Below are 17,581 nucleotides of genomic sequence, written 5' to 3' on the forward strand. Positions count from 1 at the left end.
TTTCGATGACGCAGCGGAGCATGGTCCTTCAGAATTTCGTCGACGCAGCCCGGGAGGCTTTCGGTCAATTCGCGCAGGATCCGGATGCAAGCCGGTCCATCGCAGAGATCTTCAGGGCCCTGGAAGAGCCGAGGGAGGCAAGGGCGGGCGCTGGCGCCGGTCTGCCGGCCTGCGGGCATCTCGTTCAGGCCCTTGCGGTCGAAACGGGCCACACGACGCTCGACAGGCTGCTCCAATGCTTCAGGGCGGTCGAGCCGTCCCTGCAATGGCGTCGCCGTCCGAACAATGATGGCACGGCCAGCGCCAATTTCGAGGACGGGCACGCCAATGCGATGCTTCTGGGCCCCGGTGGCCTGGAGGAACGCGGGGACGTCTGGCTCGGCGTGTCGCTGATGGCGCCGAAGGTACGCTATCCCGACCATGACCATGCCCCCGAGGAGGTCTATCTGGTGTTGTCGGACGGCGAGTTCCGGCAGGGGGAGGGAGACTGGTTTTCGCCTGGGATTGGCGGCTCGTTCTACAACAGACCCGGTATCAGGCATGCGATGCGCTCGCTCGACACGCCGCTATTCGCCTTCTGGGCGTTGCAGGCGGGCAACCGGCCCTGAGGCAGCCCCGGGCTGATTGGGCCCCGAAACAAGTTATGGCTTGAAGTCATGCCTGGCGTGGAAGCGATCGAGCTCGCGCTGTTCAGGCCGGACACCGGTGAAAATCTCGACATATTCGGGAATGCGCTTCATGCGAACGCCGACATCTTCCTGCATCTGCATCGAGATATAGCCAATCTGGGTGAGATAGGTCGTCCGGGCCCGCACGTCGGCCGTGATGGCGGTATAGCCGAACCGTGTGAACATTTGCGCAAGCGCTTCGAGGCGGATCTGGTCGGCAGTTCTCACTTCAGCGAGGATGTCCGAGGATTCGAGAGCCCAGCTGCGTACGGCGAATTCGAACTGGGCGTCGAAGAGGGTCTTGTCGATCCAGCAATCAGTGACGTTGAGCATCGCTTCGGCGATCGATTCGGCATAGGCCTGCGCCTGCTTGACGAGATTGCCGGTGTTCTTGTCGCGCCAGCGCGCGATGAGGGCACCGAGCAGTTCCTCGCGATCCTTGAAAAACCAATAGAAGCTGGTGCGCGACAGGCCGAGTTTCTTGGCCAGAGGTAGAATCTTGACCGTGCTGACCCCGGATTCGAGCAGGAGTTCATAGGCCGCCTCCAGCCAGACTTCGGCCGAGCCCCGCCAGCCTGTTTCGCCCAAAACCTGCTCCATGCAATGCCCCCATCAAACGGCAAATCGGCGATCAGGCGAAATGCACATGGATGTCGAGCATAGCGTCAATTATGTCGATTTAGTAGACATAAATGTACAGGTCTGGAACAGTATTCGGGCGCGCTGTCGACCTTGATAGTGCCCCATTGCGGGGACTCGGCAAACCAGGGCGGCGATGGACGTGCATGAATGCCCTCCCGCGCCCCGGCGGGAAGGCGTTCAAGCCATTGTAGCATCTTGGATCGAAATCGCCTCTTGCGGGGATCGCAGGCATCCTTGGCCATGGGCGCTGGCGTGTCGATCTCCGAACCGACATCTTTCCTCCAGACGTCTTTCCCGCAAGCGTGCCGTTTCCAAGAATGTCGATCTGGAGATCGACATTCCAATCCTGCACCATACTCGTAAAGTCAGCACTTAGGGGCAAGGATGTCTGCGATTGGCACTCGCACTGCAATTGCGGTTGGCTGTAGTCGGCACCGGGAACTATCTGTCGATCACCAGGTCGCTCAATGGCTTTGAGCAGCAGGGCAGGAAGAAGCCGGCATCGACCTCGCGCTGACGGATGCCGCCATTGTGCTGCATGTCGACGCTGCCGCTGACGAGCTTGGACTTGCAGGTGCCGCACAGGCCATTGGCGCAAGATGAAGGAAGGCGAACCCCTGCCTTTTTGGCTGACGACAGCACTGTCTGCCCGCCCGCCACGTCGATGGTGCGCGACTGCTTGGCGAACTCGACCTTGAAGAGTTTGGCTTGCGGCAGGACTTCGGCAGGCGGCTCCTCGACGCCAGCACCGTCGAAGCTCTCCTCGTAATAATTGTGGGCTGGGCTTCCCAATTCGGCGCTGAAGGAGCGGACAGCCTGCATAAAGGGCGCCGGGCCGCAGCACATGATCACCCGCTCCGCGAGATCCGGAATGGCCAGCGACAGGAACGCCTTGGATAGCCGCCCGGTCAATCCCGGCCAGGATGGCTCGCCGGTGACGTGTTCGGGAAGCAGGATCAGCCGCAGGCCTTTCAGGCGGTTCGCCAGCACGCCGAGTTCGTCCCGGAAGACGAGGTCGCGGGGTGTCCTGGCCGCGTGGACGAACACCACGTCCGCGGCTTGCGCCGAGTCGGCGATGTCCCTGACGATCGACATCAGCGGGGTGATGCCCGAGCCGCCCGACAGCAAGGCAAGCTTGGCCGGTGCGGTCGTCGGCCGGACGAAGGCGCCAAGCGGCCCCAAGGCCTTGACCGTCATGCCGGGAACGAGATTGTCGTGCAGCCAGTTCGAGACGCGGCCGCCCTCGGTGCGCTTCACGGTGACGGTGATGGCCTTCCGCCTCAGCGGCGAGGAGGACATGCTGTAGCAGCGGCTTTCCGGCAGGCCGTCGATCTCCAGTTCCAGCGACAGATGCTGGCCCGCCTCGAAATCGAAGGCCTTGCCGTCCGGCGACAGGAAGGTGAAGCTCTTCACGTCATGCGTTTCGTCATGGACATCGACGCAGAGCAGCTGGTCGAATGCTTCGGCGTGCGGAGCCATGGCCATGCCGGCGCCTGTCTGCAACGAGCTGTCAGTAGCCATTGGCGCGCATCCGATCGATGTACCAGGTGGCGAAATTGTCGAGCTGCCCCTCGGTGAAGGGGGAGTAGGGTCCGGCCTCATAGGCCGGGTCGAGGACACCCGAATAGGAGCGAGCGACCAGTTGCGCGTCCTGTTCGTTGGTGGCCATCCACACGCTGGTGAGCTTGTCGAGATCGTAGTCACGACCCTCGACGGCATCCTTGTGCACCAGCCATTTCGTGCGGACGAGGGTTTCGTCCGCACTGAGGGGGATGATCAGCGTGCACACGGCATGGTCGCCCATGAAATGATGCCAGCAATTATGGCCCCACAGATGGACGTCGCCGAGATCCTTGCGCGTCATCGAGCCGAGCAGCTTGGACGAGGCGGCCGTGGCGTCCGGCGTCTGGGACTCGCCGGCGCCCGCGATGATGAGGCGTTGGGTTCGGAAATTGGTGGCGCAGTCGACGAGCTGCTCGACGGCTGCCGAGGGATAGCCCTCGGCCTCCCAGGCCGTGGTGCGCGCCTCGTAGAGGGCCTGGTGCTGTTCGGCTTCTTCCCGGTCCTCGGGACTCAGGCTGGCCGGATCGAAACCGAAATCCAGATCGATGAAGGAGACGCAGAGCTCGGGGTGATTGGACGAGCAATGGTAGCATTCCCGATTGTTCTCGATGGTGAGCTTCCAATTGCCCTTCTCGATGATCTCGCTCTGGAAGGCGACCTTGCTGTTGGCAATGTCGTAGGGCGCCAGGCGCTCCCGCATCACGGTCTCGAGCGTGCCGATGTCATCAGGGGGATTGTCCGAGAGGCAGACATAGATCAGCCCGCCGATCGAGCGGAAATGCACGGGCTTGAGGCTTTTGCAGGTCTTGTCGAAGCCGGTGCCCATATGCGGGGCATAGGCGAGTTCGCCATCGAGTTCATAGGTCCACTGATGATAGGGGCAGACGAGCTTGGAGACGATGGACGTGCCGCTGTCCAGCAGGCGGGCACCGCGATGGCGACAGACATTGTGCAGCACGCGGATCTGGCTGTCGTCGTCGCGCAGCAGGATGATGCTTGAGCTGCCGAGATCGATCACATGGGCATCGCCCGGCTCGGGAACGTCACATTCCAGCCCGACATAGATCCAGTGCCGGCGGAAGAACACGTCGAGATCCGCCTTGAAGACGTCTTCGCGCGTGTAGAGGCCGGCGGGGAGGGCATGGCCCGGCATGCGCTGGTCCAGGAGGGGCGAGATCGCAGATGAGAATGTATTGAGCATGAGTTTTCATCACCAGATTTGTGCCCATATTGCGCGCATGAAACCACCCTCTCAACGGCATAAATGTTTACGTCTGCCATAACTCAATGTAATGCGTTGCTGATGCCGTCGCCGGTTTGCGACGTCTTCCTCAGGCGAGGGTTCCCGAGGGCCATGGCCAATCTGCGGCGAAAGCTTCCCCCGCTCACAGCGCTCACCGTCTTCGAGGCGGTGGCGCGCCTCGGCGGCTTCACCAGGGCGGCGGCGGAACTGGGCGTCACCCAGGCCGCGATCAGCCGTCAGATTCATCTCCTGGAGGAGACGTTCGGCTTCCCCTTGTTCCGGCGCCTGCACAGGCGGGTGGAATTGACGGAAAAGGGAAAGCAGCTTTCGTCCACGGCCACGACGGCCTTCAATCTCATCGCCGAGACGATTTCGGATTGGTCAAGGGAAGAGGCGGAGGACGACCTCGCCATCGCGGCGACGATCGCCTTCTCCCATTTCTGGCTTCTCCCGCGCATTTCCTCGTTTTCGAAGGCGCATCCCAATATCAGATTGCGCATCATCACGCAGGACAATGCCGTCAAGGTCGACGGCGAGGACGTGGATCTCGCCATTCGCTTCGGGACAGGCATCTGGCCGGATGGGGACGCCGAATTTCTCTTCCACGATGAGATCTTTCCCATCTGCAGCGCCGACTACGCGCTGGAGATCGGCGAGATCGAGCATCTTGGCCAGCTCACGCGCCATCCCCTGATCACCAACGACACGGCCGATTCCACCTGGACGAATTGGACCGAATGGTTTGCGGCGTTCTCCGTCCCGATGCCGAGCAAGGGCTTAGGCATGCATTGCAGCTTCTATACCGAGGCGATCTACGCCGCCTTGAACGGCCACGGCATCGCACTCGGCTGGCGCCGGCTGGTCGAGGACCTGCTTACCCAGAACCGGCTGGTCAGGCTCACGAACGAAGCCATCGTGACGCAAAATGCCTATTTCTTCATCGCGCCGCGGCGCAAGGCGAGGAAGGCGGCCGTCGACCTATTCATAGACTGGTTGAAGCGGGAAGCGAACGCTCCCCAACCGCAAGGCCAGGACCGCTTCGATCAGCTCATGCGAATTTGAACGAAGGCTGGAAGATCTCCTCGACCGGCGGATGACGCCAGGTGCGCAGCGGATACTTGTCGATCAGCCGCTCGAACTGGGTCTGGGCACGCTGGCGATAGTCTTCGAGGTCGATGCCCGGCAATTGGCGGTCGCGCATCACCACCCGGCCGTTGATGATGGTGGTCTTGAAATCCCGGCCGGTGCCGCTGAGCATCATGGTCTGGATGGGATCGATGATCGGGCCGAGTTCGAAGGCGCCGAGATCGAACAGTGTCATGTCGGCCTTGGCGCCGGCGGCGAGCCGGCCGAGATCCGAGCGTCCAAGGGCGTCGGCCGCCACGAGGGTGGCGGCATTGTAGAAATCGGCCGAGCTGCAGGCACCGACATCCGCATCGGCGACGCGGCACAGGCTGATGCCCAGGCGCATGTTCTCCACCATGTCGGGCGGGAAGGTATCGGTGCCCAGGCCGATCGGAATGCCCTGGCGCTTGAGGCGGGCGAAGGATTCCATGGCGCCGCCATAGCGCGAGAGCACGAGCGGGCAATGGATCAGGGCGGCGCCCGACTGCACCAGCAGGCCGACATCGTCACCCGTTCGCGCCACCTTGGAGTGGCCGGTCAGGTAGACGCCATGCGGCAGCAGCGAGCGCCTGGAGAGGAAGCCGAGTGAGGCGAGCCATCCCACCGGCGTCTTGTCGTGGCGCTCGACGATCGTCTCGAACTCGTCCATGCCCTGGCAGCAATGCAGGCGGATCGGGCAGTCGAGTTCGTTACGGATGCGGGCCGAACGCAGCAGCAGTTCAGGCGTGCAGTTCTCGATGCGGTCGGGTGCCAGCATGCCGCGGATCAGCCCGTCATGCGCGCCGTCATAGGCGCGGACATAGTCCCTGGCCGTCTCCAGTCCCTTGAGGCCGCGCTCCTCGTCCCAGAAGGTGTCGAAGCTGCCGTCCTCGCGAATGATGGTGACGCCGGTCATGTAGCAGGGGCCGAGATAGGCCCGGATGCCGATTTCCGCCGCACTGTCGGCCGAGCGCGCGAATTCGTCATAGGTCTCCGCCCATTGCCGGTAGAACATCGAGGTGATCGGCAAAGCGGTGGTGATGCCGTTGCGCACCAGCTGCGCGAAGGCATATTTCATCTTGAAGGCCTGCTCTTCGGCCGAATACATCTCGATCGGGCCGGCGGCGAGGTAATCCTCGGGCCAGACGCGTCCCTTCGCCCAATCGGGCTGGTTGTCGAAGGCGAGGACGGTGGTGTCGAGATCGCCCAGAGCGTTGAGGTCGATGAAGCCCGGCCCGAGAATGGCATTGCCGCCATCGATTTCCTCGTCGACCTCGCCCGGATAGCCGCGCCCGACGAAGAGGATGGTGTCACCGCGATAGACGACCTCGGCGTCCTTCAATGTCCGATGCTGCTCGCCGTCGAAGCCGATGACATAGCGCGCCTTCACTCTGGTGGTGGTCATGATGTCCAGTCCGTTCGGGATGGTGGAGGAGGGGTCAGGGCGTCATCGGCCCCGCCCAGCGGTGCATGCCGACCGGCGTTGCGAGAGCCTGGCGGTACATGCGCCGGTAATGGGGTTCGAGCTCGTCGGCGGCGGATTTGCAGCGGGCCATGTAGTCGGCGAATTCGCCGGCCAGGAAGCGGGCTTCCTGCTTGAGGGCGCTTTCGTCGACGGTGAGCAGGCGCCGGTTCTCGACGACGATGCGCCCGCCCACCAGCACCGTGCTGACCGACGAGCCGGTCTCGCAATAGACGAGCTGGCGCTTCAGGTCGTTGAGCGGCGTGAAGGCGAAGCTGTCGAGGTCGAGCAGGATGATGTCGGCCTGCCAGCCCGGCGCCAGCCTGCCGGTTGGGCGGGGCAGGCGCATGGCCCTGGCGCCGGCCGAGGTCAGTGCGGTCAGGATTTCCAGGGGCAGGGGCCAGCGGTCGAAATCGGGATCGGCGACGTTGTGGACGAGGCCGGCGACCTTGCCGACGGTCCACAGATTGATGCCGTCATCGGTGGCCGCTTCGTCATTGCCGAGGCAGACATTGATGCCGCGCTGGCGCAGCCGCCGGAACGGCATGATGCCGCTGCCGATCTTGAGGTTCGACACCGGATTATGGGCGATCGAGCAGCCGGAATCGGCCAGGAGCGCGAGGTCGTCCTCATCGATCCAGATGGCATGGATGACCATGGCCTGCTCATTGAGCACGCCCATCTCATGGGCATAGCGGATCAGCGACTTGCCGTAATTGACCTCGCCGAGCACGCGCTGCAGGCGCGTCTCCAGGATGTGCATGTTGTAGGGCAGGTCGCGCTCGCAGGCGAGGGCGCCCAGCGCCTTGAAATAAGAAGGCGTCACGCGCTGGGGCGCCGAGCAGGACACGGCGCAGCGCAGCCTGCCACCGGCGCGATGATGCCAGCGATCGAGGAAACGTTCGTAATGGGCGATGAGTTCGCCGTCCTGCATCAGGGGCGCCGCTTCCATGCGCTCGCGCAGGTCCGGCGGCAGCAGATCCCTGAGGAAGGGATATTTGGCATGCTCGACCACATTGGGCTGGTCGAGCGTCACGGTGGCCCGGATGCCGGCATCCTCATAGGCCTGCATGACATTGTCGACTTCCGTCGGCGTGACCACGGGTACGAAGAAGCAGTCGTCATGCACGGAGGTCACGCCCTGGCGCAGCATCTCCATGGCGCCGAGCATGGTGCGCACATAGGCAAAGCGCGGCGAGACGACCTCGCGCATCAAGGGCGGTACCTCATAGAGCATGAAGAGCTCGAGCGGCCAGTTGTCGAGCGCGCCCTTCATGAAGTTGGCGGGGGAATGAAAATGGCCGTTGACCAGGCCCGGCATGGCGAGCTGGCCGGCGGCTTCGATCACCCGCACCCCGTCGGTGGTGACCTCAGCCGCGAGATCCGGGGCGATCGCCTCGATGGTGTCGCCGCGGATGAGGATATCGGCCTTCAAATGTTCGCTGCCGGCCTCGTCGAGCGTGAGGACGCGCGCATCCTTGATCAGGGTCAGCATGGCCTCACGGCTCCTGGTCGGCCGGATCGGCCCGGTGCTTGACCAGCTGCAGGCGCGTCTTGGGATCGAGCGAGTCGCGCAGGGAGTCGCCGAGCAGGTTGAAGGCCATCACCAGGATAGTGATGGCCAGGCCCGGAATGGCGGCGATATGCGGCGCCACGAACACGAAGCTGCGGCCTTCGCTGGTCATGATGCCCCATTCGGCGATCGGGGGCTGCACGCCGAGGCCAAGGAAGCTCAGGCCTGCGGCGGTGATCACCACGGCGCCGACGATGGTGCAGCTATAGACGACGGAGGCGGCCACCACGTTCGGCAGCATCTCCACGAACAGGATCTTGAGATCGGGCGTGGCCATGGCGCGCGAGGCCTCGACATAGGCAAGGTCTCGCTCCTGGCGGGCAGCCGCATAGACGACGCGGGTATTGTAGGGCACCAAGGTCACCACCAGGGCGATCATCATGTTGACCAGGCCGGGGCCCATCAGCGCTGCCAGCATGATGGCGAGCAGCGCCATCGGGAAGGCGAACAGCACGTCCATCAGGCGCATGATCACCTCGCCGAGCCGGGGATACCAGGCACCGATCAGGCCGAGCGGGATGGAGATGGCTGCCCCCAGGAACACGGGGATGACGCCCGAGACCAGGGTGAGGCGCGCGCCGTAGATCAGGCGCGAGAGAATGTCCCGGCCCTGCTGGTCAAGTCCCAGGAGATGGCCCGGCGTGCCGGGCGGCTTCAGCCGCAGGGCCGGATTGGCCTCGTTGGGCGGGAAGGGGGCGAGAAGAGGCGCGAAGATCGCCATCAGCACCAGCACGATGATGATGCCGGCTGCGATACGGGCGACGGGATCGCCGAGTACGCCGCGCCAGACGAAGTAGAGATTGCCGCGGCGCTGCGGCGAGAACTTGCTGGCCGTCGCCAGGGAGGGAACCGCGGTCATGGCAGCCTCACCGTTGCTTGGGATCGAGGGCATGGACGATGACATCAGAGACCAGGTTGCCGAGGACGAAGACGATGGCGACCGCGAGCACGCAGCCCTGGATCACCGGCACGTCGCGCTGCATGATGGCGTCGAACAGGAGCTGGCCGACGCCGGGCCAGTTGAAGATGATCTCCGTGAAGATGACGCCGCCGAACAGATAGCCGATCTGCAGCCCACCAATGCTGGCGAAGGTCGGCAGCGTGTTGCGCACGCCGTGGCGCAGCACGATCTGCCGACGGCTGAGGCCGCGGGCGCGGGCCGCCAGGATATAGGGCTGGCCGAGCACATCGAGCATGCGCGAACGGGTGACGCGGGTGACCACGGCGATCGAGGAAGCGGCGGTGGCGATCGCCGGCAGCACCATGTGGTGGAGCAATTGTCCGAGCCCGCCGGGATCGATCATGTTGTACATGCCGGAGATCGGGAAGAGCTTCCACTTGAAGCCGAAGAAATAGAGCAGCACGATGCCGAGCCAGAACACCGGCAGCGAGGCCAGTACCAGGGTGAGGGCCACCACGGACTTGTCGGTCAGGCTGCGGAAGCGCGGCGCCGAGAGCACGCTGAGCCCGAAGCCGCAAGCCAGCACGATGACGAGGCTGCCGGCCATCAGGATGAGCGAGTTGAGGATCTTGGGCAGCAGGATCTGCATGACCGGCAATTGCTGCGAGACGGAATTGCCGATGTCGCCGTGCAGGAGATGCCACAGCCAGCGCAGATATTGCAGGATCAAGGGCTGGTCGAGGCCGAGGCGCTGGCGCAGGGCTTCCAGCTGCGCCTCGGTGGCCATGCGGCCGAGCAAGGTCAGGGCGATGTCGCCGGGAATGAGCTGGAGCGACAGGAAAACCACCAGCGTCACGCCGAGCAGCACGGGAACCGCATAGGCGAGCCGGTTGCCGGCAAAGGCGAAGATGGACATGGAACCCCTCTCCTTGATGCGTCCGGCTACTCCCACTGAGCTCCTGGATTCGCACATTTCGACCGGGACGAATAAAGCGCTGAGATCCCTCCCCGGCTTCGGGGAGGTCGCACACACAATTTGTGTGTGCTGGGGCCGGCAAAGCCGGCTCGGGTGGGGTAGAGTGGCGCCAAGGGCAACTGACCGGTCCACGGTCGTGCCACTCGCCCCCATCCGCCGGTGCCGAGCACCGGCACCTTCCCCGAAGTCGGGGAAGGATTTCAGCTCTTCACTCGTCCCGGTGCCGGGTTGTGAATACCGCAGCCTCACAGGGGCGACGGCGGAACGAGGATTGCTGCTATTGCTTGGTGATGCCGGTGAGGTCGAACCAGTGCTGCGGCGCCAGCACGAAGCCCTTCACCTCTGGCCTGGCCGCATAGACGGAGTCGGCCGTGTAATAAGAGGTGAAGGCCATGTCGGTGGCGATGGCGTCGCGCGCCTCATGCAGCTTCTTGTCCATGGCCTCGGCCGAGGCGGAACCGCGGGCCTCCGACAGCAAAGTGTCGATCTTGGGGTTGTTGTAATAGCCCGAATTGCAGCAATTGGGCGGCAAGGCGGTGGTGGTCACCATCTGGTCGAGCCAGGCGAAGGTGCTTTCGCCCCAGGAGGCCGAGGTCAGGCCGGTGCCCTCGCGCATGCCCTTCGACATCATCTCCCAGAAGGTGTTGTTGTCGAACATCTCGATGCTGGCTTTGATGCCGATCTTCTCGAAATCGCGCTGCAGCCACTCGGCATCGCCCTTGGTGTTGACGTCGGCGCCGGCGCCGAAGGTCCAATCCATCCGCGTGGTGAAGCCATTGGGATAGCCGGCCTCGGCCAGCAGCTTCTTGGCGCCCTCGGGATCGTAATTGCAGTCCTTATAGGCAGGATCGAAGCCCGGGCCGCCGGGATTGAGCACGCCATACGCCGGACGGGCCAGGCCCTTGCGCTGATACTTGGCCATGTCGTCGCGATTGATCGCCATGCAGGCGGCCTTGCGCACACGCACGTCCTTGAAGTGCTCGTCCTTGTGGTTGAGCCAGAGCACATAGATCATCGGGCTCGGCCCCGAGATGATCTGGATGCCTTGTTGCTTGAGGAAATCGAGGGAATCGGGGGAGGGGGTGCCGATCACGTCCACTTCGCCGCCGGCCAGTGCCAGTTCGCGCGTGGAGACCTCGGGAATGCCCCTGAAGATGATCTGGTCGGCCTTGGGCTTGCGCGCGGGATCCCAGTAATTGTCGTTGCGGGCGATGACGAGCTTCTCGCCCACCACCCTTTCCACGAATTTGAAGGGCCCGGTGCCGATCGGGTGCTGCTCGATCTTGTCGTTGCCATAGGTTTCGACGGCGGTGGGGCTGATCATGCGCGGTGCGCCCGAGCCGCCGGCGGCCATGCGGCGCAGGAACTCGGCGTTCGGCTGCTTGAGATTGATCTTGAAGGTATAGTCGTCGACCACTTCATAGCCGGCGAGGTCTTGCCACATCCAGCCCATCAGGCCAGGGGAGACGGGCTGGAAATACTTGAAATTCTTGTCCGTCATGCGGTCGAGATTGAACTTGGCCGCCTGCGCGTTCCAGGGCGTGCCGTCATGGAACTGCACGCCCTTACGCAGATGGAAGGTATAGCTCTTGCCGTCGGGCGAGACATCCCAGCTCTCGGCCAGGGCCGGCACGATCTTGGGCGCGACGTCGGGGCCCTTGGTGAGATCCTCCTCCACGAAGGTCTCGAACAGATGGCGCACCACCTTGAAGGTGTTCCAGGTGCGCGAGGCATGCGGGTCGAGCCGGCTGAAATCCGATTCCACTGCGAAGGTGATGGTGTTGCCGGCCGCGAAAGCCTGCGGTGCGTCGAAGGCGGCATAGGCGCCGGCAATCAGCGCGGCCGCCGTCACGCCGGCGCGCAGCAGGCGGGCCCAGGATGCGTGCGGGCTCGTTCGATCGTTTCGATGCTCTGTCGTCATGATGGTTCCCCTCGTGATTTTTGATTGTCGTTGGGATGGTGTTCGGACGTTCAGGGCCCGCTGTGGCGGAAGCAGGCGACCCTCCTTTCGCCGGCAAGGGTCGTCAGGGCGGGTGCCGAACGGTTGCAGGGCTCGAAGCGCTCGGTGCAATTGCCGGCATAGATGCAGCCCGATCCCGCCAGGCCCGCGGTGCCTTCCAGGTCCTCGGCCCGCTCGGCCGCCTGTTCCCAGCGCGTGTCCTTGCGCAGGTGCAGCACGGTGCCGAGAAAGTCGCGCGTGAAGGGGTGCAGCGGTTCGGCATAGACCTCCTCGCTGGTCCCCTGTTCGAGCACGCAGCCGCGATACATCACCATGGTGCGGTCGCAGAACTGCTTGACGATCTTCAAATCGTGCGAGACGAACAGGAAGGTGAGGTCGAGCTTTTTCCTCAACTCCGCCAGCAGGTTGAGGATCTGGGCCTGGATCGAGACGTCGAGGGCCGAGACCGGTTCGTCCAGGAACAGGAATTCGGGCTCGAGCGCCAAAGCGCGGGCGATGGCGATGCGCTGGCACTGGCCGCCGCTATATTCATGCGGATAGCGGTAGGATTGGCGTGGATCGAGGCCGACGAGATCGAGCAATTCATCGACGCGCCGGTTGGCGGCCGTGGTCGACACGCCGAAATTGAGCAGGGGCCGGGCGATGTTCTCGGCAACCGTGCGCCGCGGATTGAGCGATTGCAGCGGGTCCTGGAAGACGATCTGCAGCCGGCGGCGATATTGGCGCATCTGCTCGCGCGTCAGGGCGCGCAGATCCGCGCCGCCATAGCGCACTTCGCCGCTGTCGGGCTCGATGAGGCGCAGGATGATGCGCCCGAGCGTGGACTTGCCGGAACCCGAGCCGCCGACGCAGCCCAGGATCTCGCCCTTGGCGATGGTCAGGCTGACATCGTTGACCGCCTTGGTGCTGGCGGCGGGCCGGCGAAACAGGCCGCCCTTGCTGACGGTGAAGGTCTTGTTGACGGAACGGACCTCGATCAGGGGCGGAGGGCTCATTGGGTCGCTCCCGCGGCGGCGAGGTGGCAGCGCACCATCCGGCCCGGACCGGCGGCACGCCAATCCGGCAGCTTCTGGTGGCACAGTCCGATCGCCTGGTCGCAGCGCGGTGCGAAGCGGCAGCCCGGTGGCGGTGCCAGCAAATTTGGCGGCTCGCCCTTGATGAAGGTCATGGTGTCGGCAGGCGCATCCGGATCGGGAATGGAGCGGATGAGAGCCTTGGTATAGGGGTGCAGCGGCTCGGCCAGGAGTTCGTCGATCTCGCCGGCCTCCTGGACATGGCCGCCATACATGACGAGGACACGGGTGGCGATGGCACGGACCACGCCGATATCGTGCGTGATAATGACGATCGGCAGGCCGGTCTCGCGGCTGCGCTTCTTCAGGAGCAGCAGGATCTTGGCCTGGACGCCGACATCGAGGGCCGTCGTCGGTTCGTCGGCGATGAGCAGTTCCGGCTTGCAGGCCAGCACCATCGCAAGGCCGATACGCTGGCACATGCCGCCGCTCAGCTGGTGGGGATAGCTTGCCAGTACGCGCGGGATGTCGGGAAAGCCGACTTCCTGTAGCGCCTTGGTCGCCGCGGCGCGGGCGCCCTTGCGGCCGAGGGCCGGGTCGTGGCGCAGCAATGTCTCGGTAAGCTGGGATTCGATGGTGAAGGAGGGATCGAGCGAGGCGCGCGGGTTCTGGAAGATCATGCCGATGGTCTTGCCGCGAACCGTCTCCATCGCTGTCTCGTCGAGGCTGAGGAGGTCGCGGCCGCCGATCTCGATCGTACCGCCGAGATAGCGCCCGGGCGGGGTGGTGATCAGCCGGATCAGCGAGAGCGCCGTCACGGTCTTGCCCGAGCCGGATTCGCCGATGATCGCCAGGATCTCATTGCGATGAAGATCGAAGTCGACACCGTCGACTGCCACCACCGTGCCTGCCGGCGTGGCAAACCCGGTCTTGAGATTGCGCACCCTGAGGACAGGGTGGTTATCGCCATCCATCGACATCTCCCTTGCAGGCGGTTCTGTCGGATACGATTAAAAGCCTCACATGTATACAATTATGTGTCAACAATGAAATTCAATCTGTAGTAGAATTGCATCCTAAGGTGATGAGGCATCGGATTTGGCGCACCAATGTGGCTTTTCGTTCGAGATACGTGACGATCTGGGGCTATTTTGGAGCGATCCATCGGACTTGAGGCGCCCGGTGCGCTGGCCGAGCACGCCATGGGGGGCGGATATCGTCGCGCATCAATGGCATTGACGCTTGCCGGAAATCACATAAAGATACAATGTAGTATACAATATTAAGAACAAGACTGCGTGCCCCCTGTCCGAGGAACCCCATGCGCATCAAACTCATCAATCCCAACACCACGGCCTCGATGACCGAGGCGATGCGTGTCAGTGCCAGCGCCGTGGCGGCGCCCGGCACCGAGATCGTCGCCGTGACCTCGCGTTCGGGGGCGGCCTCGATCGAGGGGCATTTCGATGAAGCCATGAGCGTGATAGGCCTCGTCGACGAAATCCGCGACGGGCCGTCGGCCGATGCCTATGTAATCGCTTGTTTCGGCGACCCCGGCCTGCTGGCGGCGCGCGAGATCACCGACGCCCCGGTGATCGGCATTGCCGAGGCGGCCATGCATGCGGCGGCCTTCGTGGCGACCGGCTTTTCCGTGGTCACCACACTGGAGCGCACGCGCATCATCGCCGAGCACCTCGTGCGCAATTACGGCATGCACCACCATTGCCGCCGGGTGCGGGCGACGGAATTGCCGGTGCTCGAGCTCGAACAGCCGGGCACGCGGGCGCGCGACATCATCCTGGCCGAATGCCGGACGGCCTTGCAGGAAGACAAGGCCGGGGCGATCGTGCTCGGCTGTGCTGGGATGGCCGGGCTGGCCGACTATCTCGAGGACAGGCTGCAGATCCCGGTGATCGACGGCGTCTGCGCTGCGGTCAAATTTGCCGAGGCCCTGGTCGGCATGGGCCTCAAGACCTCCAAGCGCGGCGATCTCGCCTATCCTCTTGCCAAGCCCTATGCCGGCAAGCTCGCCGCTTATGCCCCTGCGGACTGGTGGGGATCAGCCCAGCGGCCGGAAGAGCGACTTGAAATCGATACGGGCCGGAACGTCTGACAGGTCGACCTGGGCCTCCACGTGGCGCAGATGGTGCTCCATGTTGCGGGCGGCATCTTCCGCATCGCGCTTGGCGAGCGCATCGACGATGCGCTTGTGCTCGTCATAGGCGCAGGGAACCGCACCGGGGGATTCGTAGAGTGCGATCACCAGGGAAGAACGCGAGACGAGCTCATGCACGAAGTCCTTGAGAACGTCATTGCCGGCCATGGAGGCAAGTTCGCGATGAAAGTCACCGGAAAGCTGCAGGCGCCGGCGCTTGTCGCCCTGCTCCTGGGCCCGGGCCTCGGCTTCCACCGCGGCCCGCAGCCTGGTGATCTCCGCATCGGTGATGGTTGTGGCGAGGCGGCGGATGAGGATGCATTCGATCTCGCGACGGGCTTCGAAAACCTGCCGCGCTTCTTCCACCGAGGGGCGGGCCACGATCGCCCCCTTGTTGGGGATGAGCTCGACCAGCTTCTCGTGGGAGAGCTGCTGCAGGACCTTGCGGATCAGCGTGCGGCTGACGCCGAAGGCGGTGGCCAGGGCGTCCTCCTGCAGAGGCGTGGCCGGACGAAGCTGATGGTTGATGATGGCCGAATAGATCTCCGAATGGATCCGCTCATCGGCCCGTCCGCGGCGCTGGCGGGCAGCAGGCATTTGCTTGGCGAGGGGCCCGGGCGATGGGGGCATGGTATGGCCTTGCGATTTGACTCTAGGGAGGAAAACAAGTGTATTCTACATTGTATATTATCGAGTTGGAAACAACCTCTGTCGCGGCGGCCGCAGCCAAGGTGCGGCGCCCAAATTGCGAGGCGGCATGACCAGCGCGCACAATGAAGCAGGCAGGGCGGCCCCGCTGCCTTCGCCGGTGCTGGAAGTCCGCGATCTACGCATCGAATTCCCGGTGCGCACCGGCACGCTGGTCGCCATCGACAATGTCTCCTTCGACATCGCTCCGGGCGAGATTCTGGGCGTTGTCGGCGAATCGGGCGCAGGCAAGTCGATGACCGGCAATGCCCTGATCGGGCTCCTGCAGGCGCCGGGGCGCATTGCAGCCGGCAGTATCCGTCTGAGTGGCGAACGCATCGACAACCTTCCTCCCCATCGTCAGCGCCTGATCCGTGGCCGTCGCATCGGCGCCATTTTCCAGGATCCGCTGACGAGCCTCGATCCGCTGTTCACCGTCGGGCGCCAGCTGACCGAAACCATCCGCACGCATTTTCCGGCTCTCGGTCGCGAGGAGGCCCGCAGCCGGGCGATCCGCCTGCTTACCGAAGTTGGAATCGCCGATCCCGTCAATCGTTTCGAGCAGTATCCCCACCAGTTTTCCGGTGGTATGCGCCAGCGCATCGTCATTGCCCTGGCGCTGGCCGGAGAGCCGGAACTGATCATCGCCGACGAGCCGACGACGGCGCTCGACGTCTCGATCCAGGCCCAGATCCTGGCCTTGCTCAAGCGGCTGGCGCGGGAGAAGAACACCGCCATCATGCTGGTGACCCACGACATGGGGGTGATTGCCGAGATCGCCGACCGGGTGGCGGTGATGTATGCCGGCCGCGTGGTCGAGATCGGCCCGGTGGAGGCCGTCGTGCGCCGGCCGAGCCATCCCTATGCGGCCGGCCTGATGGCCTCGATTCCTTCACTGGGCCGCCAGGTCGAGCGCCTGGCCCAGATCGACGGGGCGATGCCGCGCCTGGGCAACTGGCCCGAAGGCTGTGCCTTCCATCCGCGCTGCCGGCAGAGCGGTCCGCGCTGCGAGGCCGAGAGCCCTCGGCTTGCCATGGCGGGCGCCACCACGGCGGCCTGTTTCTTGCATCAAGGCGGTACGACGCTCTGACGATCGCGTGGGAATGACGTTTTCCGCGCCAGGGGAACTCGTCTTCAATGATGCCATACAAGATTGTATACTCGATATAGTACAAATTTGTAGACGGCTGTGGCCGCTTATGGAATGATCGCAGTGCCCGATCCGAGGGACGGGCAGGGGAATGGATCGTCTGCTGTGAACGGTGTCACCGGCCGTCCGACAAGCAGCCGGTCGCTTGGTGACGAAGCGTGAGACAACAACAAAGCCGCGCCGTCGTGACCGCCGACGAAGGACCGTTTAACCGGGAGATGTCCGTGAAGACCTATTTGAAGATCCTGCTGATCGCTTCGTGCGCCGCGCTGGCCACGGGAGCAGCCAGCGCCAAGACGCTGCGTTTTGCCGAAGCCCAGGAAATCAGTTCCATGGACCCGCATGCGGCGCGTGACGACTTCACGCTCAGCCTGCTCAGCAATGTCTATGAGGGATTGGTGCGCTGGAACCGCGACCTCAAGCTCGAGCCGGCCCTGGCCGAGAGCTGGGAGACGATTTCGGACACCGAGTGGCGGTTCCCCCC

The 17,581-nt window shown here is 63.9% G+C and carries 15 protein-coding genes and 1 pseudogene; 5 read left to right on the top strand and 11 right to left on the bottom strand.

Features of this window, described 5'->3' with window-relative positions; translation table 11 throughout:
- Positions 1-5 precede the first annotated feature (5 nt).
- Complete coding sequence (locus BA190_RS32695; protein WP_068298508.1) at positions 6-608, top strand: dimethylsulfoniopropionate lyase; 603 nt, start codon at positions 6-8, stop codon at positions 606-608.
- Positions 609-641: 33 nt separating this feature from the next.
- Here BA190_RS32695 and BA190_RS32700 read toward each other — a convergent pair whose 3' ends face one another.
- The 3 genes from BA190_RS32700 to BA190_RS32710 all read right to left on the bottom strand — a co-directional run bounded on the left by BA190_RS32700 (position 642) and on the right by BA190_RS32710 (position 4,074).
- Positions 642-1,268, bottom strand: a complete 627-nt coding sequence (locus BA190_RS32700) for a TetR/AcrR family transcriptional regulator (protein WP_068298511.1) — start codon at positions 1,266-1,268, stop codon at positions 642-644.
- 483 nt (positions 1,269-1,751) lie between these two features.
- On the bottom strand, positions 1,752-2,831 hold the full coding sequence (locus tag BA190_RS32705; RefSeq protein ID WP_068298512.1) for a hybrid-cluster NAD(P)-dependent oxidoreductase: 1,080 nt from the start codon (positions 2,829-2,831) through the stop codon (positions 1,752-1,754).
- The gene (locus tag BA190_RS32710) at positions 2,821-4,074 is read right to left on the bottom strand and encodes an SRPBCC family protein (protein WP_068298515.1); all 1,254 of its coding nucleotides are present in this window, start codon (positions 4,072-4,074) and stop codon (positions 2,821-2,823) included. The genes BA190_RS32705 and BA190_RS32710 overlap by 11 nt, the downstream gene beginning before the upstream one ends.
- A 63-nt stretch (positions 4,075-4,137) precedes the next feature.
- Between BA190_RS32710 and BA190_RS32715 the strand changes: the two genes are divergently transcribed.
- Positions 4,138-5,178, top strand: coding sequence for a LysR substrate-binding domain-containing protein (locus BA190_RS32715; protein WP_245315026.1), 1,041 nt, complete (start codon positions 4,138-4,140; stop codon positions 5,176-5,178).
- Here the strand turns inward: BA190_RS32715 and BA190_RS32720 are convergent.
- The 7 genes from BA190_RS32720 to BA190_RS32750 form a co-directional block, all read right to left on the bottom strand.
- Positions 5,165-6,625 carry an amidohydrolase family protein gene (locus BA190_RS32720; protein ID WP_068298520.1) on the bottom strand — a complete coding sequence of 487 codons (1,461 nt, stop codon included), beginning with the start codon at positions 6,623-6,625 and terminating at the stop codon, positions 5,165-5,167. The two genes, BA190_RS32715 and BA190_RS32720, sit on opposite strands and share 14 nt — an antisense overlap.
- Positions 6,626-6,659: 34 nt before the next feature.
- Positions 6,660-8,177 carry an amidohydrolase family protein gene (locus tag BA190_RS32725; RefSeq protein WP_068298524.1) on the bottom strand — a complete coding sequence of 506 codons (1,518 nt, stop codon included), beginning with the start codon at positions 8,175-8,177 and terminating at the stop codon, positions 6,660-6,662.
- Between the two features lie 4 nt (positions 8,178-8,181).
- A complete protein-coding gene (locus tag BA190_RS32730; protein WP_082980201.1) occupies positions 8,182-9,114 on the bottom strand; it encodes an ABC transporter permease in 933 nt (310 codons plus the stop codon).
- Positions 9,115-9,121: 7 nt separating this feature from the next.
- Positions 9,122-10,072 (bottom strand): ABC transporter permease, encoded by a 951-nt coding sequence (locus BA190_RS32735; protein WP_068298527.1) that lies wholly within the window; start codon positions 10,070-10,072, stop codon positions 9,122-9,124.
- Positions 10,073-10,409: 337 nt separating this feature from the next.
- A complete protein-coding gene (locus tag BA190_RS32740) occupies positions 10,410-12,053 on the bottom strand; it encodes an ABC transporter substrate-binding protein (RefSeq protein WP_068298530.1) in 1,644 nt (547 codons plus the stop codon).
- A 50-nt stretch (positions 12,054-12,103) separates the two neighbouring features.
- Positions 12,104-13,087, bottom strand: coding sequence for an ATP-binding cassette domain-containing protein (locus BA190_RS32745; protein ID WP_068298532.1), 984 nt, complete (start codon positions 13,085-13,087; stop codon positions 12,104-12,106).
- Positions 13,084-14,079 carry an ABC transporter ATP-binding protein gene (locus BA190_RS32750; protein WP_068298537.1) on the bottom strand — a complete coding sequence of 332 codons (996 nt, stop codon included), beginning with the start codon at positions 14,077-14,079 and terminating at the stop codon, positions 13,084-13,086. The genes BA190_RS32745 and BA190_RS32750 overlap by 4 nt, the downstream gene beginning before the upstream one ends.
- Positions 14,080-14,426: 347 nt before the next feature.
- On the opposite strand from BA190_RS32750, the gene BA190_RS32755 reads away from it, so the two are divergent.
- Positions 14,427-15,218 carry an aspartate/glutamate racemase family protein gene (locus BA190_RS32755; RefSeq protein WP_082980202.1) on the top strand — a complete coding sequence of 264 codons (792 nt, stop codon included), beginning with the start codon at positions 14,427-14,429 and terminating at the stop codon, positions 15,216-15,218.
- Here the strand turns inward: BA190_RS32755 and BA190_RS32760 are convergent.
- A complete protein-coding gene (locus tag BA190_RS32760; RefSeq protein WP_082980203.1) occupies positions 15,165-15,890 on the bottom strand; it encodes a GntR family transcriptional regulator in 726 nt (241 codons plus the stop codon). The genes BA190_RS32755 and BA190_RS32760 overlap by 54 nt on opposite strands.
- Before the next feature lie 127 nt (positions 15,891-16,017).
- Between BA190_RS32760 and BA190_RS32765 the strand changes: the two genes are divergently transcribed.
- Both BA190_RS32765 and BA190_RS32770 read left to right on the top strand, forming a co-directional pair.
- Positions 16,018-17,037: an ABC transporter ATP-binding protein gene (locus tag BA190_RS32765; RefSeq protein WP_068298542.1), complete on the top strand. Its 1,020-nt coding sequence runs from the start codon at positions 16,018-16,020 to the stop codon at positions 17,035-17,037.
- Between the two features lie 284 nt (positions 17,038-17,321).
- A pseudogene (locus BA190_RS32770) lies at positions 17,322-17,581 on the top strand (ABC transporter substrate-binding protein); the annotation flags it as partial.

The sequence above is a fragment of the Labrys sp. WJW genome, assembly GCF_001676615.1.
GTDB lineage: Bacteria > Pseudomonadota > Alphaproteobacteria > Rhizobiales > Labraceae > Labrys > Labrys sedimenti.